Genomic DNA, 22515 nt, shown 5'->3' with positions numbered 1-22515 from the left:
GTGCATGATTCTCAGCTGCCCGCGCGAACCTTCTGAACAGCGGCGGTGAAAGCCTCGTCCAGCGGCGCGGTGGACGGCTCGGTTGCACCGAATGTCATCAGCGTGGCAGCAATGCGCACATCACCGACCTGGGCCATCAGCGTCAACATCGTTTGGTCCCCGGTGGCCGAGGATGGTGTGGATACCGTCCGCCGCAACGACAACGTCTGATCGGCATTGATCGGCGAAGGCGGCAAAATGACCGTCGTGACCGTCGACGTCACTCCGTTTGCGGTCACCTTCATCGAGGTGCAGTCTTCGGTCTGCGCTTCCAACGAGGTCAGGCTGGTGTCACTCCGAGTGAGCTCCACCGAGATTGTCGACCTACTCGCATTGTCGGTGCCAACAGCCATGACGGTGCCCGTCGGCCCGTAGTCCTGTTCGGGTGGGGCGCAGTCTGCGGGGTCGACGGTTGCTCCGCGCGGAACACCCACCAGATCCGGCGCGGCCATCGGAACAGCTTGCGCGGGAAGTACTACCGCGTCGAATGGCGGCGGAAACTCTGCAGGAGTCAGCAACAGGTCCGCTAGCGGCGCAGCCTTGGATGAAGCCGTTGTGCTTGGTGGCGTCGACCCTGCCGCACTGGGAGCGCTCGACCCCGCTACGGCGGGTGTCTGTCCGCCGGCATCCGGCTGAGCTTCCCCGGAAATCGACGAGGAACACCCCGATAACAATCCGAGCGCAGCAACCACAGCCACGACGCCTGCGAGCCTCGACCTGCCCGATCCCCGACCGACCATCACGTGTGCCTCCATTCGGCTGCAGCCGAATGGGAGAAATCCACCACGGCAGTACCTGTTCGTCACTCTGCCATGTCCTATCTCCCGGATCGTGGATCTCCGCCCGCTGCGCGACGGTGTCGAACCCCAAACGTCGAACCCCAAACGTCGAACCCCAAACGTCGAACCCCAAAAGTCGAACCCTGACCCGCACGCTTCGCTCCTGGCGAACGCATCCGCGTCGGAATTCGGGAATGCCCGAGCCCGTCGGACACGTTCCACCAAAGGAACCTCGGCGAAAGACGACTCCACTGCCGACTCCACTGCGAATCGGCAACCGCCGATAGTGGACACTGGAAACAAGCACCGTGAAAGAAGGGGACTGCGATGGACGACCAGTCGAAAATGTACGAGCTGGAATTCCCGGCGCCCCAGTTGTCGGCTGCCGACGGCCAGGGCCCGGTTCTCATCCACGGACTCGAGGGCTACTCCGACGCGGGTCACGCCGTGAAACTTGCGACGAAGCATCTGCGCGAGAGCCTCGAAACCGAACTTGTCGCGTCGTTTGCCGTGGACGAGTTGATCGACTACCGATCACGCCGCCCCACGATGACGTTCAAGGCCGATCACTTCTCGGACTACGACGCCCCCTCTCTGAACCTTTACGCGCTTCGTGACACGGTGGGAACGCCCTTCCTGCTGCTTGCCGGTATGGAACCCGATCTCAAGTGGGAGCGATTCACCACCGCTGTCCGCTTGCTCGCCGAACAGCTGGGCGTGCGCCAGACCATCGGGCTCAATGCGATCCCGATGGCGATTCCGCACACCCGCCCGTTGGGCTTGACGGCTCATTCCACGAACAAGGACCTGATCGGCGACCACCAGCGCTGGTCCGGCGAACTTCAGGTTCCCGGCAGTGCGTCGTCGCTGCTGGAATTCCGGATGAGCCAGCACGGCCACGAAGCCGTCGGTTTCTCCGTTCACGTTCCCCATTACCTGGCACAGACCGATTACCCGGCTGCGTCCGAGACCTTGCTGGAGAATGTCGCAGAGGTGTCCGGGCTCGAATTGCCACTCGCCGCTCTGGGTGAGGCTTCGGCGCGCGTCCTCGAACAGGTTAACGAGCACATTGCCGGAAACGAAGAAGTTCAGACCGTGGTCCACGCTCTCGAGCGCCAGTACGACACCTTCGTGACAGCACAGGAACAGCAGGCGTCACTGCTCGCCGGTGAGGCCGACCTTCCCAGTGGAGACGAGATCGGTGCCGAATTCGAGCGGTTCCTGGCCGAACAGGCAGGCAATGGAGAGTTCGACACGCCGGATGACGGCGAATCCGACCGAAACTGACATATGAGCTGCGGAATTGCGCACATCGTGCGCATTCCGCAACCTCGTCGTTACCTGAGATGTTGTTCTCGATACATCTGTCGGATAGCCTCAAATTCTGCGTGACTTTTGTTGACGGCTCAACAAATCGGAGCGATTCAGTCAACAGCGGTCACGCGCTGATACTGGAGGCGACATGAGCAGACCCCGAACGCGGCAGCTCCGGCCAGTTCCCGACGAGGAACCGCGGATGATGTTTCGGACGATTCACGGTTACCGTCGAGCTTTTCGCATTGCCGGCGACGGCCCTGCAGTTCTGCTCCTGCACGGCATTGGCGACAACTCGTCCACGTGGACGGAGATCATCCCCCATCTGGCCAAGAACTACACCGTCATCGCCCCCGATCTTCTCGGGCACGGTCGCTCCGACAAGCCTCGTGCCGATTACTCGGTAGCGGCCTACGCCAACGGCATGCGCGATTTGTTGTCCACTCTGGGCATCGAACACGTCAGTGTCATCGGGCATTCACTCGGCGGCGGCGTGGCGATGCAATTTGCATACCAGTTCCCCGACATGGTCGATCGACTCGTGTTGGTCTCGACCGGCGGCATCACCAAAGACGTCCATCCGATTCTTCGGTTGATGTCGGTGCCGGTGGTCAACGAGGTCCTCAAACTTCTGCGCATTCCCGGAGCGATGCCGATCGTGCGTTTCGCCGGTAGTCTCGCCGGCGCCGTTCACGGATCGAACCTGCGCCCGGGAACCATGCTGCACGACACTCCCGACCTGATTCGTGTTCTCGCCGAACTACCAGACCCCACTGCCTACGAGGCATACCTGCGGACGTTGCGCGCGGTAGTCGACTGGCGAGGTCAGGTCGTCACGATGCTCGATCGGTGTTACCTGACCGAGAATCTGCCGGTTCAGTTGATCTGGGGTGACGAGGATTCCGTGATTCCCGTCTCGCACGCGCACCTCGCGCATGCGGCGATGCCCAACTCCCGACTCGAAGTTTTCCGTGGATCCGGACACTTCCCCTTCCGCGACGACCCCATGCATTTCCTTCAGGTGATCGAGGAGTTCCTCGCGAGCACCGCGCCACTGGTATTCGACGAGGCGCACTGGCGGCACATGCTGATTGCCGGGGTTGGTGAAAACACCATCACCGGTTCGTCGTCGACACGCATGGCGGTACTCGATGCGATGGGCTCGGACGAGCGCAGCGCAACCTGATCACCGCCAGCGGCTAACCTGTACAAGTGCTGCTGACGGAACTGCTCCCCGACAACGCGGATCCCGATTCCGTTTTCGACGCCTTCTTATCCTGGACGATCGAGCGTGGTTTGACGCTCTATCCTGCCCAGGAAGAGGCTGTGATGGAACTGGTCTCGGGTGCAAACGTCATTTTGGCGACCCCAACCGGTTCCGGAAAGTCGATGGTGGCGATCGGCGCGCACTTCTACGCGATGTCCCAGGGCAAGCGCACGTACTACACCGCGCCCATCAAGGCGTTGGTGAGCGAGAAGTTCTTTGCGCTCTGCGAGGTGTTCGGCGCGGAGAACGTCGGCATGATGACCGGCGACGCTGCCGTCAACTCGTCGGCTCCCATCATCTGTGCCACAGCGGAGATCGTCGCAAATCTCGCGCTGCGAGAGGGCCCCGATTCCGATATCGGCCAGGTAGTGATGGACGAGTTCCATTTCTACTCCGAACCGGATCGCGGGTGGGCGTGGCAGGTCCCGCTGATCGAACTACCGCACGCCCAGTTCTTGCTGATGTCCGCAACTCTGGGCGAGGTGGACTTCTTTTCCGAGGACCTCACTCGTCGCACCGGCAAGCCCACCACCGTCGTGTCTGGTACCGAACGCCCTGTCCCCCTGATGTTCTCGTACGCCACCACGCCGGTCGGTGAGACCATCGAAGAGTTGGTCACCACCAACCAGGCGCCCGTGTACATCGTGCACTTCACGCAGGCCGCAGCTCTCGAACGAGCGCAAGCGCTGACGAGCGTCAACTTCTGCTCCAAGACGGAGAAGGAAGCAATTGCCGAGGCGCTCGGCGGATTTCGCTTCACGACGGGATTCGGCAAGACACTCTCCCGGTTGGTTCGCCACGGCATCGGCGTTCACCATGCCGGCATGTTGCCCAAGTACCGACGGCTCATCGAAGTCCTTGCCCAGGACGGTCTGCTCAAGGTCATCTGCGGTACCGACACACTCGGCGTCGGCATCAACGTCCCCATCCGCACTGTGTTGCTGACGGGTCTGGCCAAGTACGACGGCGTCCGCACCCGCCACCTCAAGGCTCGTGAGTTCCATCAGATCGCAGGTCGCGCCGGCCGCGCCGGCTACGACACGATGGGTACCGTCGTGGTGCAGGCGCCGGAACACGAAGTGGACAATTTGCGAGCAGTCGCCAAGGCGGGCGACGATCCGAAGAAGATCAAGAAAATTCAACGCAAGAAGGCTCCCGAAGGATTTGTTTCGTGGAGCGAAGCGACATTCGACCGCCTGGTTGCGGCATCACCGGAACCCTTGGTGTCGCGGTTCTCCGTCAGCAACTCCATGCTGCTCAATGTCATTGCCCGACCGGGTAATTGCTTCGACGCGATGCGACATCTGTTGGAGGACAACCACGAATCACGTCCGGCGCAGCGCAAGCACATCCTCAAGGCGATCTCGCTGTACCGCGGATTGCTCAGCGCCGGCATCGTGGAACGCCTCGACGAACCGGACGAGCACGGCCGGATGGCGCGGTTGACGATGGACTTGCAGCGCGACTTCGCCTTGAATCAGCCACTCTCGCCGTTTGCTCTCGCTGCGTTCGAACTCCTCGACGTCGAATCCGATACGTACGCACTCGATGTCGTGTCCATCATCGAATCGACGCTCGACGACCCCCGTCAGGTGTTGATGGGTCAGCAGCACTTCGCCCGCGGTGAGGCTGTTGCCCAGATGAAAGCGGACGGCATCGAGTACGAGGAGCGTATGGAACTCCTCGAAGAGGTCACCTGGCCGAAACCGTTGGCGGAGTTACTGTTCCCCGCCTTCGAGATGTACCGCGGCGGCCATCCGTGGATCACCGAATTTGCGCTCTCCCCCAAGTCCGTCGTGCGCGACATGATCGAACGTGCCATGACGTTTGCCGAATTGATCAGTCACTACGGGCTCACCCGCTCCGAAGGGCTGGTTCTGCGTTACCTCGCGGACGCCTACCGCGCGCTGCGCCAGACCGTTCCCACCGAAGCGCGTACCGAAGAACTCGAAGACATCATCGAGTGGCTGGGTGAGTTGATCCGACAGGTCGACTCGAGCCTGCTCGACGAGTGGGAGTCGCTCACCGACCCCGGAGCCGAAGCCGACACCGAAGAGGTTGCATTCGGCGCCGACATTCCGCGCCCGATCTCGGCCAACCCGCGCGCGTTCCGCGTCATGGTGCGCAACGCGATGTTCCGTCGGATCGACCTCGCGTCGCGGCGACAGTGGAACGAACTGGAAAACCTCGACGACGGTATCGACGCCGCCGAGTGGGAAGAGCAACTGCTCCCCTACTTCGAGGAGTACAGCTCGATCGGAACGGGACCGTCGGCGCGTGGGCCGGCGTTGTTCCAGGTAGTCGAGGAAGGCGAGTTCTGGCGAGTGCGTCAGGTGCTCGAGGACCCGGAAGGTGATCACGGCTGGGCACTGCTCGGTGTCGTCGATATCCCGGAGTCCGACGCGTTGGGTGAAATCGTGTTCGACGAGCTCAGCATCGTCGAGGGCTGACGCCCTGTGCGCCTTTCTGGTAGTGGGCACTACCAGAAAGGCGCACGGCGGCTTTAGCCCCTACGAGCCTTGCGCGGCTGATTGCGGCGCGAAGCGCGCTTCTCCTTGATACGGAGGTTCTCGGCGCGCACCTCCGCTTGCAGTGCGCGTTCTTTCTCCAGCCATTCGGGCTTTTCTTCCAGCAGGGCAGCAACTTGATCCGTGGTGAGCGCCTCTTCGACGCCGCCGCGAGCAAGCCCGGCGATGGAGATGCCCAGCTTTGCGGCGATGACCTGCTTCGGGTGCGGGCCGGTGCGGCGCAGTTCCAGCAGCCACTCCGGAGCTTCGGTCTGAAGCGCGGTCAGTTCTTCACGGGTCACGTCGCCTTCCTGGAACTCTTTCGGTGTTGCTTCCAGGTACACACCCAGCTTCTTGGCAGCCGTCGTCGGCTTCATCGTCTGGGGCGTTTTGTTCGACGTCATGCAACAAGAGTAGCCAGCCATCGCGTCGCGTTTTACCAAGGCGGTAACCTTGCCGGGTGAGCAACGCGGATAGTCCGGCAATTTTTCGACTCGCGTATGCCCCCGGGGTAACGCCGACCAAGTGGATTCGAGTGTGGCACGAGCGGCTTCCCGACGTCCGTCTCGAGTTGGTCCAGTTTCCGGTTCTCGAGGTTGTGGCAGCGCTACGGGCGGGCGAGGCCGACGCCGGCCTGGTTCGGTTACCGATCGATCGCACTGAGCTCAGCGCGATCTCCTTATATGCGGAGACGCCGGTGGTGGTGATCCCCAAAGATCACGTGTTCACCGCTGTAGACCAGATTTCCGTCGCCGATCTGAGCGACGAGATTGTGCTCAACCCTCTCGAAGACACCCTCGAGTGGCCGACGCGTCCAGGTAAGGCAGCAGCCGAGCGGCCGGAAACGATCGCCGACGCCATCGAGTTGGTTGCGGCCGGCATCGGCGTTGTTGTTGTTCCGCATTCGGTGGCGCGGTTGCACCACCGCAAGGATCTGACTTTCCGTCCTGTTGCCGGTGCTCCCGAGTCCCCTATTGCTTTGGCTTGGCTGGAGTCCAAGACCACAGAATTGGTCGAAGAACTCATCGGCATCGTGCGAGGACGTACCGCTCAGAGTTCACGCGGACGCAATGGTCAGCCGGCCGAGAAGATCAAGGGTTCGGTCAAGGCCAAGCAGGCAGCGAAGGAACGTCGTGCCGAGGCCGCGAAAGCCGATCACAAAGCCAAGAGTGCCGGAACGGCAAAGAGCGTCTCGGGCCGCAATACCAGCGGCGGCAAAGCCAAGGCCGGCGGCAAAGCGGGTAGCGGCAAGTCGGGCGGCACCAAGAGTTCGGGTGGCCGGTTCACGGGCAAACCGAAGGGCCGCTAGCGGGGAGTTCCGCCAACTCACCTCGCATCCCCAAGTTCTGCGCGCATGATGGAGTTATGACTTCGGTTGATTCGACGGTCCTGGCAGAACTGATCGCTGCGCTGCCGGATGGTGCGCTCCTGCGCGATCCGGACCTTACGGCCGGTTACCGCCAAGACTGGGCAGCCGATCCGAATGCAGGCAACCCGCTGGCCGTTGTCCGGGCCACCTGCACCGAAGATATCCAGGCCGTGATGCGCTGGGCCACCGAACATCGCATTCCCGTGGTTCCGCGCGGTGCCGGATCGGGACTCTCCGGTGGATCCAGCGCCGTCGACGGTTGCATCATGGTCAGCACCGAGCGAATGCGCGAGATCACCATCGACCCGGTAGCTCGGGTGGCCGTAACTCAGCCCGGCTTGATGAACGCCGAGGTCAAGAAAGCTGCCGCAGAGCATGGGCTCTGGTACCCGCCTGACCCGTCGTCGTTCGAGATCTGTTCCATCGGTGGCAATGCCGCTACCAACGCCGGTGGACTCTGTTGTGTGAAATACGGCGTCACCACCGACTATGTGCTCGGCCTGAAGGTAGTGCTCGCCGACGGCACTGCAGTGTCACTGGGCGGCCCGCTCCTGAAAGATGTTGCAGGACTCTCACTTACCAAACTGTTTGTCGGCAGCGAAGGCACTCTCGGCATCATCACTGAGATCACCTTGCGTCTGATTCCGGCGCAGCCGCCCGCTTCAACTGTCGTCGCGTCGTTCGATTCCGTCGAGGAAGCTGCCGACGCGGTCTTGGCGATCACCGGCAAAATGCGTCCGGCGATGCTCGAGTTCATGGATCACGCCAGCATCAACGCTGTCGAGGATTCTGTGCGGATGGGGCTCAACCGGAAGGCTCGCGCACTGATTCTGGCCCAATCCGATGCCCACGGCGCCGCTGGTGTACTCGAGATCGAGAGCATTGTCGCAGCGTGCGAAAACAACGGGGCCACCGAAGTTTTCGCGACAGACGACCAGGCCGAGGGTGATGCGTTCACTGCGGCCCGACGGGCGGTGTTTCCAGCCGTTCAGGCGTTGGGGAATCTGCTCCTCGAAGATGTCGGCGTTCCGATGCGAGCGCTGCCACGATTGATCACGGGGGTGGAAGCCATCGCCGCGGACCTGGATGTCCTTATCTGCACCGTGGCGCACGCCGGCGACGGAAACACTCATCCACTGATCGTGTTCGATCCGTCTGATCCCGATATGACAGAGCGCGCCCAGATCGCATTCGGACGGGTCATGGATCTCGCAATTGCGCTGGGCGGCACCATTACCGGCGAACACGGTGTGGGCCGGATCAAGCGCGACTGGTTGCCAGCTCAGCTAGGCGAGGACGTCATGGCGTTGAACCGGAAAATCAAAGATGCGCTTGATCCCCTAGGAATTCTCAATCCCGGAGCGGTCATCGCTGCGAAGTAGTCACACATCTCGAGTCCACTTTCGCTGACACCCGTCGGCGAAAATGTGCATGCCCAAACCTCTGCCCGCACACTCCGGACAAACACCTCGCGTTAGTGACATGCGACGACATTGGTCTAGACTCCATCGAGATTTACACTGCCCGGGGGGACCAGTAAATGCGTAGATCCATCGTGGGCATTACCAGCGCAAAAAAGGCAAAATACCTGTACCAGAAATCAATTGGCGGGCAATGATGCGCTGCGATCCCGAACAGATGCACGCAACAGCGACTCGAATTTCAGACCTCGCCGACGAATTCTGGGACGACGTGGAAACGTTGCGCCGCGATGCCGAATCCTTGATGACAGCCGAATGGACCGGGGACGCGTCCCGAACCCACGCCGCACTGTGGGCCGAGTGGGTCGACTCCGCCCGCCAGGTCGCGGGCGCACTCACCGAGGACGCCGGACTGCTGCATCAAGCAGCTACCGAGTACAGAAGGACCGACGACCAGAATGCCGGCAGCATTTCGGGTACTCGACTGAACATGGACTTCTGATGGGCCGGTACTCTGCCGACACCGAGCAAATCCTCGGTCTCGTCGGCAGGGCGAAGCAGATCGGCATGCGCGTCGAAGCCCGCATCACCGACGTCGAACGGGAAGTCGTGGCCCTCAACGTCGACTGGGACGGCGATGCCGCCGATGCCCACCGCACCAAACACGAAACCTTGCACCGCGAACTGAAAGACATGCGCACTGCACTGTCCGAACTCGAATCGATGGCCCAGGGCGCGCACGATCGCTATCTCGCCAACGCGCGACACAACAGTGGGATGTGGCCCTGATGGCGCCGATCACAATGGACCCCGCAGTCCTCATCGACGCTGCCACACAGTACAAAACGGTCAGCAACAGCACTGACAGTGTGATCCGTCTGCTCGGTGAAACGCTCCAAACCAACTGGGGGTGCGCCGGAACCGACAACGCGGGAGCCGGGTGGGCCGCGAGCTATGACCCCGCCGCATTTGATGCCGTCGCCGCCGGAACAAACATTGTCAACGCGTTCAGCAAACTGCACGATCTACTCGCGGCGACCGGTGTCAACCACGCCAACACCGAGCGATCGAATACCAACCCGCCGGAGCCCCCGGAGGGGCCGGCGTCGCAGCTTCCGACCGTGTCGGCGCCGGCGTTTTACGGGGCGCTCGGCGGCGATACCGACCCGCCGCTCGGGTGGGAGTTGATTACTACGTGGCTGCAGGGACACATGTGGCCCAACGGGAACCCCGACAAATTGAAAGCACTCGGGCGAGCGTGGCGCACAGCCGCCGAGGGGTTGCGCGATGCAAACGATGCAACGGGTACAGCGTGGGTCGCCCTCGAGGAACTCGACTCCGACGAGATGCCGCAGGTCCTGGCTCAACTCGACAATGTCTTCGTCACTACCAACGCCGTCGCCGATCAGTACGACACACTGGCCGCCGCCTGCGACGAGTGGGCACAGACAATCGAGGAGGCTCACCGCAAGATCTTCGACATCGTCGGCAAAGCCATCATCGTCGGGGCTTTGGCCGGCGCAGTCACCGCACTCTTTACCCTCGGTGCTGGTACCGTCGCCGCGGCCGGAGCGACGGGAAGTGTGATCGCTGCCAGCGTCGTTGGGGTACTCGGCGCCGTGGACGCGGTCGCCGTAACGGTGGTCGGTGGCGTCGCCGCGGCGGGGGCTGCTGCTGTGGGTGCGGTCAACGAGCTGCAACCACTGCTCGAAGCCAACCCGACTACCTTCAATGCCAACACCGGCGGCGGAGGAAACACGCTCGGTTACTATCCCGCACCGCGGCACCTCCCCGGATTCCCGAATGCCAAACTAGTCAAGAGAATGAACGAGCGAAAGCGCTGGAAAGATGACAAAGGCAACATCTACGAATGGGACTATCAGCACGGTGCCGTCGAGAAATACAACAAGAACGGCACGCATCTAGGAGAATAAGATGCGAATACAGGCACACAGACCAAACCCGCCGACCCAAGCCGCCGAACAGAAAGGTGAGACATGTGGTATTTAGAAGCTTTCGACAACGATACTGAATTATTAGCCGGGGAGTACCTCTTACGCGAAATGTCCGTTGAGATCGTGAAAGAAATTCTCGATATCGACGACAGCGACTTCGAATTACCCGTTGGGATACGTCAAAATGACGTACCTCTTGAGAAAGTTCCCGAGTTCGCTAAATACATTAACGAACCCTTCAAGATAGACCAAAATTGTGAATACGAAGTAGCATTCTTAACTGAGTAACAACCATCGAGAGTTCGAATACCAGTCGAGCCCGACGGTTCATCAGATCGACTTCACGACTCCGGACCCGCCACTCCACCCGCAAACCAGGAGAGAAGTTTATGTGGCATCTCCAGGCCTACGACAACGACGCCGAATTACAAACCGAGATCTACCTTTTGCACGATATGATTGCCGAAATCGTGAAAGATATTCTCGGCGTTGACGACAGCGGCTTCGACTTACCCGTCTGGATCCTAGAATGACGTACCCCTCGACAAAGTGCCCGAGTTCACTAAATACAGTAACGAACCCTTCAAGATAGACCGAAATAGTGAGTTTGAAGTCTCAGATCTAACGGATTGAACCGAGCCTGGGCCTCGATTGTCAGCTCGAACCCGACAAGTTCAATTGATGCGGCCAGACCATCCGCGCCGCACCAAGTCGTCGAGCAGGAAAGTGAAACATGTGGTACCTCGAAGCTTTCGACAACGAGACCGAATTTCGCACCGAAAAATACCTCTTGCACGACATGACTGCCGAGATCGTGAAGGAAATCCTCGGCATCGACGACAACAACTTCGATCTACCCGTCGTCGCACGTTTCAGTTGCGTTCAACTCGACAAAGTTCTCAAGTTCGCGAAGTACACCCACGAACCTATCGACGTAATCGAAAACTGCGAATATTTCGTTGGACTATTCGCTGACTGAGTACTGTAAGAACGGCACGCATCTAGGCGATTTCGACTCCAATGCCGGATCGCCCGACTAAACCCGCCGACGCCAGCCGCAGACATGGAAAGTGAAACATGTGGCATCTCGAAGCTTTCGACAATGGAAATAATCGATTAGTCAAAGATTACGCTCTGCATGATATGGCTGTTGAGATCGTGAAGGAAATCCTCGGGATCGACGACACGACTCCAAATTTCCCGTCAGAGTGGCGTTCCCCTCGACAAAGTACTCGAGTTCGCGAAATACACTTGTAAACCCATCGAGATAACAGAGAACCGCGAATACGAAATAGGCCTATTCGCCGACTGAACAGCAACACTGCACCTCGTCGGCCAATCCTCGAGGCCAATCCGGCTACATTCGACGCCAAGACCATTGAACCCGGAGAGATGTGGAATTTCCACAAGGCTCCGGAGTTTCTTCCGGGGTTTCCGGATGCCAAACCCGTCAAATATCGATCTGAAGGAATCGAGCAGTACTGGTTCCGGTCACAACGACAGGGGTCATTGAGGGATCGTCCGCCCCGGCGCAACGGATTTCACCAGCTCCGCCAACTGCCTGAACCCTTCGGCGCGGCCGCTGGACGAGCGGAATACCAGTCCGATTGTCCGGCCAGGGGCAGGTGCCGTGAATGTCGCCGTGGCGAGTTCACCCCGCCGACTCTCCACCGGCACAGCCGATTCGGGGACCAAGGTCACACCGAGCCCGCCGGCGACACACTGCACGATCGTCGCCAAGGATGTTGCCCGCGTATCCCCGGAGAGCGGGTGGGCGTCGACGGAACGGCACAGATCCAGTGTCTGGTCCCGCAGGCAATGCCCGTCATCGAGAAGCAGCAAGGGCAGTTCGTCGAGGACGTCAGCGGTGAGATCGCTGCGTCCTGCCAGCGCGTGGTCTGCTGGGACGACCAGAACAAAATCCTCGTCGTAGAGCGGTATCTCGATCAACCCAGGCGCACCAGCCGGCAGGGCGAGCAAGGCCAGATCGAGGGCACCGGAGCGGAGCGAGTCGAGCAGTCGTGCGGTTTGGTCCTCGATGACGTGAGGTGCAACCGTTGGCATGGACGTCCGCAATGCCGGCAGCAGTGACGGCAGGATGTACGGCGCGACAGTGGGAATCAGCCCGATCCGAAGTGGGCCGGCCAATCGATCCCCCATTCCGGCGGCGCTCGCGACAAATCCGTCGGCAGCCTCGAGAATCAGTTTCGCTTGGCTGAGAAGCCGCTGACCGTCGCCTGTGACGAGGACACGCCGGGTGCTGCGTTCGATCAATTGCACGCCGAGGCCCGATTCGAGTGCGGCCAACGCCTGCGAGAGTGTGGGTTGGCTCACACTCAAACGTGCTGCGGCGGTGCCGAAGTGCCGATGTTCGGCCACCGATACGAAGGCACGCAGCTGTGACAAGGAAGGTTGATAAGTCTGATCAGCCATGGCTATCAGTGTAGTGCCACCTATCACCTTTACCTTTTGACCACTTTGATGCAGAATGGACTCATACCAAAAAGCGCCGGTCGCGCACCATGACGGTGAGACCCGCTTCGACGGTATCGAGAACTTTCGATCACAAACATTCGTGATCGTGCGTGTGAGAAAAACCTGTTCACAAGACAAGTAGGAGGACGAGACATATGGCTCTGCTGACAATCGGCGACCAGTTCCCGGCATACAACCTGAAGGCCGTTATCGGCGGCGACCTCTCCAAGGTCGACGCTCAGCAGCCCGACGACTACTTCACTCAGATCACGAGCGACGACTACGCAGGCAAGTGGCGCATCGTCTTCTTCTGGCCCAAGGACTTCACGTTCGTGTGCCCCACGGAGATCGCAGCATTCGGCAAGCTGAACGACGAGTTCGCAGACCGCGACGCACAGGTTCTCGGCGCTTCCGTCGACAACGAGTTCGTTCACTTCCAGTGGCGTGCACAGCACGACGAGCTCAAGACCCTCCCCTTCCCGATGCTCTCGGACCTCAAGCGCGAGCTTGCCGAGGCCACCGGCGTCCTCAACGCTGACGGCGTTGCAGACCGCGCGACGTTCATCGTCGACCCCAACAACGAGATCCAGTTCGTCTCCGTCACAGCCGGTTCCGTCGGCCGTAACGTCGACGAGGTTCTCCGCGTTCTCGACGCTCTGCAGAGCGACGAGCTGTGCGCCTGCAACTGGAAGAAGGGCGACCCGACGATCAACGCCGGCGAGCTGCTGAACGCGAGCGTCTGATCATGAGCGTCGACAACCTGAAAGATTCGCTTCCCGAGTACGCCAAGGATCTCAAGCTCAACCTGAGTTCCATTGCGCGCACCACGGTTCTGAACGAGCAGCAGCTGTGGGGCACCCTCCTCGCAACGGCCGCTGCAACCAAGTCGGCGACCACGCTCAAGGAAATCGCAGCCGAGGCGGCAGACAACCTGTCCGCTGAGGCGTACAACGCAGCGCTCGGCGCAGCGGCGATCATGGGCATGAACAACGTCTTCTACCGCACCAAGGGCTACCTTGACGGTAAGTACGACGACCTTCGTGCGGGCCTGCGGATGAACATCATCGGCAACCCGGGCGTCGACAAGGCCGACTTCGAATTGTGGTCGCTCGCGGTTTCCGCGATCAACGGCTGCAACCATTGCCTCGAAGCTCACGAGAACACCCTCCGTCAGGAAGGCGTTTCCCGCGAGGTCATCTTCGAAGCGATCCGTGCCGGTTCCATCGTCATGGGTGTCGCGCAGGCTGTCGAGGCCAATGAAATCCTCGCTGCCGCACAGGTCTGATCCCAGACCGACGCAGTAGACGAAAGACCCTCCCCGCCTTCCACGGTGGGGAGGGTTTATTCGTTTTTCCGGCGCGCTACTGTGGACCGATGGGCATCGAAGTGAGTGTGGTCCGGGTCTTCACGGACGAGAACGGAAAGCACGGCAACCCACTCGGGATTGTCGACGCATCACTGGTCGAACTATCCGAACGGCAAGAAGTCGCCGCGACGCTCGGGTACAGCGAAACGATTTTTGTCGATCTCCCCGAAGTGGGCGCCGCTCGGGCGAGTGCCCAGATCTTCACTCCGGCAGCAGAACTCCCCTTTGCCGGTCATCCCACGGTCGGTCTCACCTGGTGGCTGCACGATCAGGCACGGCCGGTGACCACACTCGGTGTCCCCGCCGGCGAACTCGACGTACGCCGCAGCAGTAACCTCACGTGGGTTCGCGCCCGCGCCGAATGGGCACCGGAGTTTGCTCTCTACCCCCTGGAAACGGTGGATGACGTAATCGACGCGGTTCCGTCGGACTACGAAACCGATCACTCCTACCTGTGGGCGTGGCAGGACAAACTCGAATCGTCCATCCGCTCAAGGATGTTCGCTCCGGAAATGGGAATCGCCGAGGACGAAGCTACCGGATCGGCGGCCCTACGCATCACTGATCACCTACGAAAATCGCTTCGAATCACCCAGGGACGGGGATCGATCCTGCACACCACCTACTCGCCCGAAGGATGGCTCGAAGTGGGCGGACGCGTGGTTGCCGAGCAGTCACGAACTTTGTGACTGGCCTGCCGGATTCCGTCCTGCCTCGAGGTCTGCGGCGCTGAGCGTCACGGCAATTTCGTCGCCGAGTGCCACGCCGGGTGCAAGCGGCAGTTGATCGCCGCTCCAGAACTTGCCGGGATCGAACCAGTTGATGCGACGGTTTCCCACCATCAGGCCCATTGCCTCGTACGTCTGCGCGACAACCTCGGCGCAGTAGGCACTTTCGATGCCCGACGCAGGCGATTCGGGCTTCTTCCGGAACTTCGGGACGCGCCCGCCGAACCATCGTGACGCGAGCTTGGCGGTGGAGGGAAACGGCGTGCCGTCCAGGCGGGCTATGGTGCGCAGCAGCGCATCCTCTTGTTCACGGGTCACCGGGGTGTCGAGCTGCCGAAGCCAACCCTGCTGCCCGTACTTGGCTCCCCACACCTGCACGGCGGCCTTCAGATCATGGAGCTGAACGCCACGCTGGAAACGACCGGTCCACATGTCTTGCAACGAATGACCGAGCTCTGCATGCCACATGAGCGGTGGCAGATCGTCGATCACCACCGACATGCCGACGTGGTTGACCGGACTGTTAGTGAGCGTCTGAATTGCCTTGTCGGCCGTGGAATCTCCGCGGAAGATCCAGATATCGCCAGTGCGGGTGACACTGGCTGCCTCGTCGAGGGTCACCTGAGAGCGTGATCGTCGGTCCATAACCTTTAGCCTAGAGGCATGACACTTCGTGCCTCGCACATATGGAAGCTCGTGGGCCTCGCCGGCGCTATGGGGGTCGCGGCCACCGGGGTCCTCGCTGTGCGGAACGAGCGTGCGCGTCGGGCGTACTCCCCCGACGAGATTCGCTCCGTCCTCCACGAGCGATACACGCAGGCGTACGCCAGGGCGTCAGAGCAGGACACTATCGAGCTGGAGCCGGTACCGAGCACACTGCGGCGCCGGATGAAGAAACTCTTCCGACGCCGCAGCTAGTTCGCAAATTTATCCGAGAGCGGCGAGGATTCCCGCAGCCATCTCGGCCACCTGATCGTCCGTCATCACGAAGGTCGGGGAAATCTGCATCGCTCCCTGACCTGCCGCGCGACCTGAAATTCCGTGCTCGCGCAGCGTCTTCACGAACGGCAGTGCCTCGGCCGGGTCTGCCAGCTGAACGGCGGCGACGGCCCCGAGTCCACTGCGGACCTCGGAAACCCGCGGATGCTCGGCCAGCGGCTGCAAGTGCGTGTGCAACGACGCTTCGAGCCGCTTGGACTCGGCGAGGAGGTTCTCACGCTCGAGAATGTCGAGGTTTGCCATGGCTGCAGCTGCCGCTCCGGCGTGCCCGCCGTAGGTGTAGCCGTGACGCCACCAAGCACCGTTGTAGAACGGCTCGGCGACGCGAGGTGCGATGAACACGGCACCCATCGGAACGTATCCGGAGGTCAAACCCTTTGCTGTGGTCATCATGTCGGGCTGCAGATCGAAGCGAGTGGATGCAAACCACTCGCCACCGATACGACCGAAACCGGTGACAACCTCGTCGACGACAAACAGTATGTCGTGTTCACGGCAGATGTCTCGGACCTCGGCCAGGTATCCCTCGGGCGGAAGGTACACCCCGCCGGCGCCGATGATGGGCTCGGCGAAGAATGCGGCGATCTTGTTCGCGCCGACCTTCTCGATCAGTTCGAGGAGGCTCTTGGCGTCGTCCCAGCCGACGGTGGCAGCATCGGCCATCAGCTCGCCGTACCCCTCGCGATTGACGGGGATACCGGCGAGAGCTGTTCCCGCAACATGCATTCCGTGGTAGGCCTTCTGGCGTCCGACGATGATGTTCTTGTCGGGCTGGCCGACCTCATGCCAGTACCGACGCGCCAACTTCGCTGCGGTGTCGACGGAATCGGAACCACCGGAGGTGAAGAAGATCTTGCTGCCTGCAACCGGCGCGATCTTCGCGAGCCGCTCAGCCAGTGCCTGCGTGGTTTCGGGGACAAAATCGCCGAAGTTGGAGAAGTGAGCGATCTTCGACAGCTGAGCGGCAACGGCGTCGGCGATCTCGGTGCGGCCGTGGCCCACGTTCGTGAACCAGAGCCCGGCAGTTGCGTCGAGGTACCGATTGTCCTGCGAGTCCCAGATGTACGCGCCTTCACCGCGAGAGACGACAAATGCGCCGTTCTTCTCGACCGCGCCCATATCCGCGAACCCGTGCCACAGTGCCGAAGCCATCTTTTTCCCCTTCGAGTCCAAACGAATACCAACGATGCTGGTGTGCACACGATGTGCAGCAACTATATCGACACCACAAATCGTCTCCCGCGTGATGCTGCCCTGCGTGGGGATCGCCGCCCTGGGCACGTAATCTCATCACCATGACTTTTGCCGAGAATCTTGCTGCCCTCCCCTCGATCGATCACCTCGCCGCCATCAACGTGCTCGACACCGACGGCACCGTCATCGACACCGTGGAGAACAAGCCGGGCAAATCTGGTTCGGTCAAGGTCTACAACCACCTCGCCCAGGTCTACGGCGCAATCACTCCTGAGGCCGCAACGGCTGCGCTGGCGATTTTTGCCGAGCACACAGACGATGCCCGCGCGAACCGCGGCAAGCACCCCAACATCGACCGTCTCGATCAGGTTCTTGCCAGCGGCAACACTCTCGGGCTGCAGGAAGTTCCGGCGGAGTAGCAGCCCGCGGTCCACATCTCACATCGCGACAGAGTCCCGGTCGGCGTCGCCGTACCGCCACCGCGCCCCTAGCTTGCCGACGGCGTTCACCGCCAGCGCCATCAGCGCCATTGCCACGGCAAGCACAACAAGCCCGATCACCAGGGCTACGTAACCGTGGGCTCGCGGATCGAGGAAGGGATACGGGTACCAGTCGACGATCGCTCCGCGAACCAGCGAATACACGGCATACAGGGCGGGAAAGGCGAGCCACGTCAAGGCCGACCCTTCGGAGATGCGGTGGCGCGAGGGCGAAAACACCCAGTCGGCAAGCATCACCAACGGCAGTACTTGATGCAGGGCGACATTGATCCAGGTGTCGTTCAGCGTCACATCGACATCCGAGAGCAGCACCGCGTAGACGATGCCCGTGATCACCATGTAGAGCGTCACGGCGCCTCGAACTGTCTGCCAGGTGCGCGACTGCGGATCCCGCAGCCCTCCGACAATCAGTACGACGGCTGCGGCGATATTGCTCTCGATAGTGAAATAGCTGAGATAGTTCACCAGGGAGAATCCCTCGGCGTTGCGTAGCGGGATCCATAACAAGGCGGTCAGCCCGTAGACCGCAAACGCAAGGCGGAGAATGCGTACCGCCATCGGAGTGGATGTCGCAAATGTCGTCACTGCCCGATCGTGTCACAACGCACGCTGCGGGAGTGAGATTTCCCGGCGTTCGATAAGCTGTCCGTCAGCATGTCTACAACACCACCGGCCCCGCTCTCACCACGACGAAGCGACCTGAAACGCGCCCTGTCCGAAGTCTCATTCCGTGACGAGAACCGTCTGCGGCGCAAACTCGACCGCGCCCGCACGCCGGAGAACCTGGCAACACTGGCCCAGGAGATCGAATCCGCGCGCATCCGGCTGGCCGAACGCGCGGCGAACGTGCCCGCAGTGTCCTACCCCGAGGCACTGCCGGTCAGTCAACGCAAAGACGACATTGCCCGCGCGATTTCCGAAAACCAGGTGGTGATCGTCGCCGGCGAGACAGGTTCTGGCAAGACCACTCAGATCCCGAAGATCTGCCTCGAACTGGGACGCGGAGTTCGCGGACTGATCGGCCATACTCAGCCCCGGCGCCTTGCCGCGCGAACGGTCGCCGAGCGAATAGCCGAAGAACTCGACACCGAACTCGGCGACGCCGTGGGCTACACAGTGCGATTCACCGATCAAGTTTCCGACCGCACGTACGTGAAGTTGATGACCGACGGCATTCTGCTTGCGGAGATTCAGCGCGACAAGATGTTGCGCCGCTACGACACTCTCATCATCGACGAGGCTCACGAACGCAGCCTCAACATCGACTTCATCCTCGGGTATCTGGCGCAGCTACTCCCCCGCCGACCCGACCTCAAGGTCATCATCACCTCGGCGACCATCGACCCCGAGCGGTTCGCTCAGCACTTTGCCGTCGACGGGAAGCCCGCGCCGATCGTCGAGGTGTCCGGGCGAACCTTCCCGGTGGAAATGCGTTACCGCCCATTGACTGTCGAATCCGGAGATATCAGCTACGACCGAGATCCGGTCGACGCCGTCTGCGAAGCTGTTGACGAACTCAGCGCAGAGGGCGAGGGTGACATCCTCGTCTTCCTGTCTGGTGAACGCGAGATTCGTGACACCGCAGATGCATTGCGCGACCGCAGGCTTCGCAACACCGAAATCGTTCCACTGTATGCACGCCTGTCGGCAGCCGAACAGCACAAAGTGTTCTCTCCGCACACCGGCCGACGAGTTGTCCTGGCCACCAACGTCGCCGAAACATCTCTGACGGTTCCCGGCATTCGCTACGTCGTCGATCCCGGAACAGCGCGCATCTCGCGATATTCCGTCCGCACCAAGGTGCAAAGGCTGCCGATCGAACCGATTTCCCAGGCATCAGCGCGTCAGCGGTCCGGTCGCTGTGGCCGTGTCGCCGAGGGTATCTGCATCCGGCTGTATTCCGAAGAGGACTTCGAAGCCCGGCCGGCGTTCACCGAACCGGAGATCCTGCGCACCAACCTCGCGTCTGTGATCCTGCAGATGACGGCGCTGGGTCTCGGCGATATTGCCGCATTCCCGTTTGTGGAGCCCCCGGATTCGCGAGCCATCAAAGACGGCATCGGACTACTCGAAGAACTGGGCGCTATCGCACGAGGATCCGACGCGTCGCATCCGGAACTGACTCCGATCGGCCGCGAACTGGCGCAGATTCCCGTCGACCCTCGCATGGCTCGAATGTTGGTGGAAGCCAAGACAAACGGAGCGCTGCACGAGACGCTCGTCATCGTCGCTGCACTGTCCATTCAGGACGTACGAGAGCGGCCCGCCGAGTTCCAGCAGGCCGCCGACGAGAAGCACGCCCGCTTCACGGTGGAGAACTCCGACTTCCTCGCCTATCTGAAGTTGTGGGACTACCTCCGCGAGCAGCGAAACGATCTGTCCTCGAGCCAATTCCGCAAGATGTGCCGCAACGAGTTCCTGCATTGGCTACGCATCCGCGAATGGCAGGATCTGCACGGGCAGTTGCGTCAGATCACTCGCGGACTCGGCTGGTCGGTCAACGAACTTCCCGCATCCGAGAATTCGGTCCACCAATCCTTGCTGGCCGGCCTGCTCTCCCACATCGGACTTCGCGAAGGCGAAAAGCGCGACTACCTCGGTGCTCGCGGAAGCCGTTTTGCGATCTTCCCCGGCTCGGGCCTGTTCAAGAAGCCACCCCGCTGGGTAATGGCCGCCGAACTGGTGGAGACAACCAGGCTCTGGGCCCGCATGTCCGCGCGCATCGAACCGGAATGGGCCGAAAAACTGGCACCACACCTGGTCAAACGGACCTACTCCGAGCCGCATTGGTCCTCCAAGCGTGGTTCGGCCATGGCGTACGAGCGCGTGACGCTCTACGGCGTACCCCTGGTCACCGGACGCGCTGTCACCTACTCGTCAATCGATCCGGAAACCTCGCGCGAATTGTTCATTCGCCATGCGCTGGTGCAGGGCGAATGGACTACACAGCACAAGTTCTTCCACGAAAATCGCGCACTGCTCGACAACGTCGAAGAACTCGAGAACCGGGCCCGCCGACGCGACATCCTGGTCGACGACGAGACGCTCTACGAGTTCTACGACTCACGCGTCGGCGCCGAAGCTGTGTCCGCGCGACACTTCGACAAGTGGTGGAAGACAGCACGCCGGCAAGACCCGAACCTGTTGACGTTCACGCCCGAAACCGTCGTGAATTCCGATGCCGCAACGGTTCTGGGCGGCGAATACCCCGATGCCTGGCGTCAGGGCGACATGCTGTTGCCACTGACCTATCAATTCGAACCAGGCAAGGACGACGACGGCGTCACCGCGCACATTCCCGTCGGTCTCCTCGCACAACTCCAACCCGTCGGGTTCGACTGGCTGGTACCGGGCATGCGTGTCGAATTGGTGTCGGCATTGATCAAGACGCTGCCCAAGACCATCCGGCGGCAGGTTGTTCCGGCGCCTGACTATGCAAGCGCAGCACTGGCTTCCGTGAAACCACGATCCGAACCACTGCTCACGGCAATGGCGCGCGAGCTGTCGCGTCTGGGCGCAACGCACATCGACGCGAAGGATTTTGATCCGAGCGCCCTTCCTGATCACCTTCGAATGACGTTTGTGGTCGAGGACGAATCCGGAAAAGTTCTGGCCAAGGGCAAGGATCTGGCTCAGCTACGACGCACACTCGCCCCGCGAGTTCAGAAGGAAGTTGCCAAAGCAGCGACCGGTACCGAGCGGGCAGCCTCGACGGTGTGGACCTCCGAGACGCTGGGCGCACTGGAGCCGACCATCACCAGGAGCATCGGCGGCCAGCAGGTCACCGGATACCCGGCGCTGGTGCCGGAAAACGGCGGTGTGGCAGTACGGGTTCTCAGTACCCCTGCAGCGCAGGCACAGGCGATGCGCGAGGGCACTCGGGCTCTTCTTCTCGCGGCGGTGCCAACCCAACTCAAGGCAGTCACATCAGGGCTGTCGAATACACACCGACTCATGCTGGGACAGAATCCGGACGGAAGCCTGGAAGCGTTGGTCGAGGACTGCCGTGTAGCCGCAGCCAACGAGATCATCGCTGCCAAAGGTGGACCGGTACGGACACCGGAGGCTTTCGAGGCACTCGTCAAAGCAGCCCGATCGGAGTTGGCCGGGCGCGTGTCCGCGATACTGCGCATGATCGTTCCGATCCTCGAACAATCACACCGCTTGAATGTCGTCCTCCAGCGATCGCGCGGAGAAGCCGCCGAAGACGTTCGCGAGCAACTGAAATCGCTCCTCTTCCCCGGCTTTGTCGCAGAATTGGGTTCGGCGAGACTACGCGAGCTACCCCGGTACCTGGCGGCCGCGACATTCCGGCTCGAAGCGCTTCCTGCCAGCGCTCATCGCGACCACCAAGCCATGGACGTTCTCGATCGGGTGTACGCCGCGTACGACAGATTGCTGAATTCGCTGCCGGAAGAGCGTCGTACCGCCAAAGATGTCGACGCCATCTCGTGGATGATCGAGGAACTTCGGGTGGGACTGTTCGCACAGTCTCTGGGAACCCCAACTCCAGTCTCGGAGAAGCGGGTACTCAAAGCAATCGAGGCGATCAAACGCTGACCGTCAGGGGTTCACTGCACAATGTTCACATTGGCGACCGAG

Annotated in this window: 24 protein-coding genes; 18 read left to right on the top strand and 6 right to left on the bottom strand. The window is 61.2% G+C overall.

Going from position 1 to position 22515, the window contains the following annotated elements:
* Positions 1–11 precede the first annotated feature (11 nt).
* A complete protein-coding gene (locus tag RG2_RS11625; protein WP_051730545.1) occupies positions 12–779 on the bottom strand; it encodes a DUF5642 family protein in 768 nt (255 codons plus the stop codon).
* Between the two features lie 366 nt (positions 780–1145).
* Between RG2_RS11625 and RG2_RS11620 the strand changes: the two genes are divergently transcribed.
* From RG2_RS11620 to RG2_RS11610, 3 genes are all read left to right on the top strand, one after another.
* A complete protein-coding gene (locus tag RG2_RS11620) occupies positions 1146–2105 on the top strand; it encodes a proteasome assembly chaperone family protein (RefSeq protein ID WP_033234796.1) in 960 nt (319 codons plus the stop codon).
* 175 nt (positions 2106–2280) lie between these two features.
* On the top strand, positions 2281–3318 hold the full coding sequence (locus RG2_RS11615; protein WP_033234797.1) for an alpha/beta fold hydrolase: 1038 nt from the start codon (positions 2281–2283) through the stop codon (positions 3316–3318).
* A 26-nt stretch (positions 3319–3344) separates the two neighbouring features.
* Positions 3345–5849 carry a DEAD/DEAH box helicase gene (locus RG2_RS11610; protein WP_033234798.1) on the top strand — a complete coding sequence of 835 codons (2505 nt, stop codon included), beginning with the start codon at positions 3345–3347 and terminating at the stop codon, positions 5847–5849.
* A gap of 53 nt (positions 5850–5902) precedes the next feature.
* On the opposite strand, the gene RG2_RS11605 is transcribed toward RG2_RS11610, so the two are convergent.
* On the bottom strand, positions 5903–6310 hold the full coding sequence (locus RG2_RS11605) for a DUF5997 family protein (protein ID WP_033234799.1): 408 nt from the start codon (positions 6308–6310) through the stop codon (positions 5903–5905).
* Between the two features lie 56 nt (positions 6311–6366).
* Here RG2_RS11605 and RG2_RS11600 point away from each other — a divergent pair, with 56 nt between their 5' ends.
* The 9 genes from RG2_RS11600 to RG2_RS32815 all read left to right on the top strand — a co-directional run bounded on the left by RG2_RS11600 (position 6367) and on the right by RG2_RS32815 (position 11908).
* Entirely contained in the window at positions 6367–7215 is an 849-nt protein-coding gene (locus RG2_RS11600) for a LysR substrate-binding domain-containing protein (RefSeq protein WP_033234800.1), read from the top strand.
* 56 nt (positions 7216–7271) lie between these two features.
* Positions 7272–8657 carry an FAD-binding oxidoreductase gene (locus RG2_RS11595; RefSeq protein WP_033234801.1) on the top strand — a complete coding sequence of 462 codons (1386 nt, stop codon included), beginning with the start codon at positions 7272–7274 and terminating at the stop codon, positions 8655–8657.
* Positions 8658–8823: 166 nt separating this feature from the next.
* A complete protein-coding gene (locus RG2_RS11590; protein ID WP_307718109.1) occupies positions 8824–9198 on the top strand; it encodes a WXG100 family type VII secretion target in 375 nt (124 codons plus the stop codon).
* On the top strand, positions 9198–9485 hold the full coding sequence (locus tag RG2_RS11585; protein ID WP_033234803.1) for a WXG100 family type VII secretion target: 288 nt from the start codon (positions 9198–9200) through the stop codon (positions 9483–9485). Before RG2_RS11590 ends, RG2_RS11585 begins: the two co-directional genes overlap by 1 nt.
* Positions 9485–10630 carry a colicin E3/pyocin S6 family cytotoxin gene (locus tag RG2_RS32070; RefSeq protein WP_207787501.1) on the top strand — a complete coding sequence of 382 codons (1146 nt, stop codon included), beginning with the start codon at positions 9485–9487 and terminating at the stop codon, positions 10628–10630. Before RG2_RS11585 ends, RG2_RS32070 begins: the two co-directional genes overlap by 1 nt.
* Before the next feature lie 63 nt (positions 10631–10693).
* Complete coding sequence (locus RG2_RS32820) at positions 10694–10939, top strand: DUF7683 domain-containing protein (RefSeq protein WP_033234805.1); 246 nt, start codon at positions 10694–10696, stop codon at positions 10937–10939.
* Positions 10940–11040: 101 nt separating this feature from the next.
* Entirely contained in the window at positions 11041–11184 is a 144-nt protein-coding gene (locus tag RG2_RS31775) for a hypothetical protein (RefSeq protein WP_155276686.1), read from the top strand.
* A 200-nt stretch (positions 11185–11384) separates the two neighbouring features.
* Positions 11385–11630, top strand: coding sequence for a DUF7683 domain-containing protein (locus RG2_RS11570; protein ID WP_033234806.1), 246 nt, complete (start codon positions 11385–11387; stop codon positions 11628–11630).
* A gap of 98 nt (positions 11631–11728) precedes the next feature.
* Positions 11729–11908 carry a DUF7683 domain-containing protein gene (locus RG2_RS32815; RefSeq protein WP_116103997.1) on the top strand — a complete coding sequence of 60 codons (180 nt, stop codon included), beginning with the start codon at positions 11729–11731 and terminating at the stop codon, positions 11906–11908.
* Positions 11909–12157: 249 nt separating this feature from the next.
* Here RG2_RS32815 and RG2_RS11565 read toward each other — a convergent pair whose 3' ends face one another.
* Positions 12158–13084, bottom strand: a complete 927-nt coding sequence (locus RG2_RS11565) for a LysR substrate-binding domain-containing protein (RefSeq protein ID WP_033234807.1) — start codon at positions 13082–13084, stop codon at positions 12158–12160.
* A 197-nt stretch (positions 13085–13281) separates the two neighbouring features.
* Between RG2_RS11565 and RG2_RS11560 the strand changes: the two genes are divergently transcribed.
* The 3 genes from RG2_RS11560 to RG2_RS11550 all read left to right on the top strand — a co-directional run bounded on the left by RG2_RS11560 (position 13282) and on the right by RG2_RS11550 (position 15181).
* Positions 13282–13869, top strand: coding sequence for a peroxiredoxin (locus RG2_RS11560; RefSeq protein ID WP_033234808.1), 588 nt, complete (start codon positions 13282–13284; stop codon positions 13867–13869).
* A 2-nt stretch (positions 13870–13871) separates the two neighbouring features.
* On the top strand, positions 13872–14411 hold the full coding sequence (gene ahpD / locus RG2_RS11555) for an alkylhydroperoxidase, AhpD family (protein ID WP_033234809.1): 540 nt from the start codon (positions 13872–13874) through the stop codon (positions 14409–14411).
* An 89-nt stretch (positions 14412–14500) separates the two neighbouring features.
* Positions 14501–15181 carry a PhzF family phenazine biosynthesis protein gene (locus RG2_RS11550; RefSeq protein ID WP_033234810.1) on the top strand — a complete coding sequence of 227 codons (681 nt, stop codon included), beginning with the start codon at positions 14501–14503 and terminating at the stop codon, positions 15179–15181.
* Here the strand turns inward: RG2_RS11550 and RG2_RS11545 are convergent.
* Positions 15167–15865, bottom strand: coding sequence for a hypothetical protein (locus tag RG2_RS11545; RefSeq protein ID WP_033234811.1), 699 nt, complete (start codon positions 15863–15865; stop codon positions 15167–15169). The two genes, RG2_RS11550 and RG2_RS11545, sit on opposite strands and share 15 nt — an antisense overlap.
* Positions 15866–15883: 18 nt before the next feature.
* Here RG2_RS11545 and RG2_RS11540 point away from each other — a divergent pair, with 18 nt between their 5' ends.
* Positions 15884–16138, top strand: a complete 255-nt coding sequence (locus RG2_RS11540; protein WP_033234812.1) for a hypothetical protein — start codon at positions 15884–15886, stop codon at positions 16136–16138.
* 9 nt (positions 16139–16147) lie between these two features.
* Here RG2_RS11540 and RG2_RS11535 read toward each other — a convergent pair whose 3' ends face one another.
* On the bottom strand, positions 16148–17371 hold the full coding sequence (locus RG2_RS11535; protein WP_033234813.1) for an aminotransferase family protein: 1224 nt from the start codon (positions 17369–17371) through the stop codon (positions 16148–16150).
* 143 nt (positions 17372–17514) lie between these two features.
* Between RG2_RS11535 and RG2_RS11530 the strand changes: the two genes are divergently transcribed.
* On the top strand, positions 17515–17832 hold the full coding sequence (locus RG2_RS11530) for a DUF2322 family protein (RefSeq protein ID WP_033234814.1): 318 nt from the start codon (positions 17515–17517) through the stop codon (positions 17830–17832).
* 18 nt (positions 17833–17850) lie between these two features.
* Here RG2_RS11530 and RG2_RS11525 read toward each other — a convergent pair whose 3' ends face one another.
* Positions 17851–18471, bottom strand: a complete 621-nt coding sequence (locus RG2_RS11525) for a Pr6Pr family membrane protein (protein WP_033234815.1) — start codon at positions 18469–18471, stop codon at positions 17851–17853.
* 96 nt (positions 18472–18567) lie between these two features.
* Here RG2_RS11525 and hrpA point away from each other — a divergent pair, with 96 nt between their 5' ends.
* The gene (gene hrpA / locus RG2_RS11520) at positions 18568–22473 is read left to right on the top strand and encodes an ATP-dependent RNA helicase HrpA (RefSeq protein ID WP_033234816.1); all 3906 of its coding nucleotides are present in this window, start codon (positions 18568–18570) and stop codon (positions 22471–22473) included.
* Positions 22474–22515: the final 42 nt, after the last annotated feature.

This window comes from Rhodococcus globerulus NBRC 14531, from assembly GCF_001894805.1.
Lineage (GTDB): Bacteria > Actinomycetota > Actinomycetes > Mycobacteriales > Mycobacteriaceae > Rhodococcus_F > Rhodococcus_F globerula.
The sequence above is the reverse complement of the archived record's forward strand: the minus strand, read 5'-3'. Positions and strand labels throughout refer to the sequence as shown.

Excerpts from the sequence above, each read along its gene's own strand:
- RG2_RS11625 (WP_051730545.1), bottom strand. The coding sequence starts at position 779 with ATGGTCGGTCGGGGATCGGGCAGGTCGAGGCTCGCAGGCGTCGTGGCT.
- RG2_RS11620 (WP_033234796.1), top strand. The coding sequence starts at position 1,146 with ATGGACGACCAGTCGAAAATGTACGAGCTGGAATTCCCGGCGCCCCAG.
- RG2_RS11615 (WP_033234797.1), top strand. The coding sequence starts at position 2,281 with ATGAGCAGACCCCGAACGCGGCAGCTCCGGCCAGTTCCCGACGAGGAA.
- RG2_RS11605 (WP_033234799.1), bottom strand. The coding sequence starts at position 6,310 with ATGACGTCGAACAAAACGCCCCAGACGATGAAGCCGACGACGGCTGCC.
- RG2_RS11595 (WP_033234801.1), top strand. The coding sequence starts at position 7,272 with ATGACTTCGGTTGATTCGACGGTCCTGGCAGAACTGATCGCTGCGCTG.
- RG2_RS11585 (WP_033234803.1), top strand. The coding sequence starts at position 9,198 with ATGGGCCGGTACTCTGCCGACACCGAGCAAATCCTCGGTCTCGTCGGC.
- RG2_RS32070 (WP_207787501.1), top strand. The coding sequence starts at position 9,485 with ATGGCGCCGATCACAATGGACCCCGCAGTCCTCATCGACGCTGCCACA.
- RG2_RS32820 (WP_033234805.1), top strand. The coding sequence starts at position 10,694 with ATGTGGTATTTAGAAGCTTTCGACAACGATACTGAATTATTAGCCGGG.
- RG2_RS31775 (WP_155276686.1), top strand. The coding sequence starts at position 11,041 with ATGTGGCATCTCCAGGCCTACGACAACGACGCCGAATTACAAACCGAG.
- RG2_RS11570 (WP_033234806.1), top strand. The coding sequence starts at position 11,385 with ATGTGGTACCTCGAAGCTTTCGACAACGAGACCGAATTTCGCACCGAA.
- RG2_RS32815 (WP_116103997.1), top strand. The coding sequence starts at position 11,729 with ATGTGGCATCTCGAAGCTTTCGACAATGGAAATAATCGATTAGTCAAA.
- RG2_RS11565 (WP_033234807.1), bottom strand. The coding sequence starts at position 13,084 with ATGGCTGATCAGACTTATCAACCTTCCTTGTCACAGCTGCGTGCCTTC.
- RG2_RS11560 (WP_033234808.1), top strand. The coding sequence starts at position 13,282 with ATGGCTCTGCTGACAATCGGCGACCAGTTCCCGGCATACAACCTGAAG.
- ahpD (WP_033234809.1), top strand. The coding sequence starts at position 13,872 with ATGAGCGTCGACAACCTGAAAGATTCGCTTCCCGAGTACGCCAAGGAT.
- RG2_RS11550 (WP_033234810.1), top strand. The coding sequence starts at position 14,501 with ATGGGCATCGAAGTGAGTGTGGTCCGGGTCTTCACGGACGAGAACGGA.
- RG2_RS11545 (WP_033234811.1), bottom strand. The coding sequence starts at position 15,865 with ATGGACCGACGATCACGCTCTCAGGTGACCCTCGACGAGGCAGCCAGT.
- RG2_RS11540 (WP_033234812.1), top strand. The coding sequence starts at position 15,884 with ATGACACTTCGTGCCTCGCACATATGGAAGCTCGTGGGCCTCGCCGGC.
- RG2_RS11535 (WP_033234813.1), bottom strand. The coding sequence starts at position 17,371 with ATGGCTTCGGCACTGTGGCACGGGTTCGCGGATATGGGCGCGGTCGAG.
- RG2_RS11530 (WP_033234814.1), top strand. The coding sequence starts at position 17,515 with ATGACTTTTGCCGAGAATCTTGCTGCCCTCCCCTCGATCGATCACCTC.
- RG2_RS11525 (WP_033234815.1), bottom strand. The coding sequence starts at position 18,471 with ATGGCGGTACGCATTCTCCGCCTTGCGTTTGCGGTCTACGGGCTGACC.
- hrpA (WP_033234816.1), top strand. The coding sequence starts at position 18,568 with ATGTCTACAACACCACCGGCCCCGCTCTCACCACGACGAAGCGACCTG.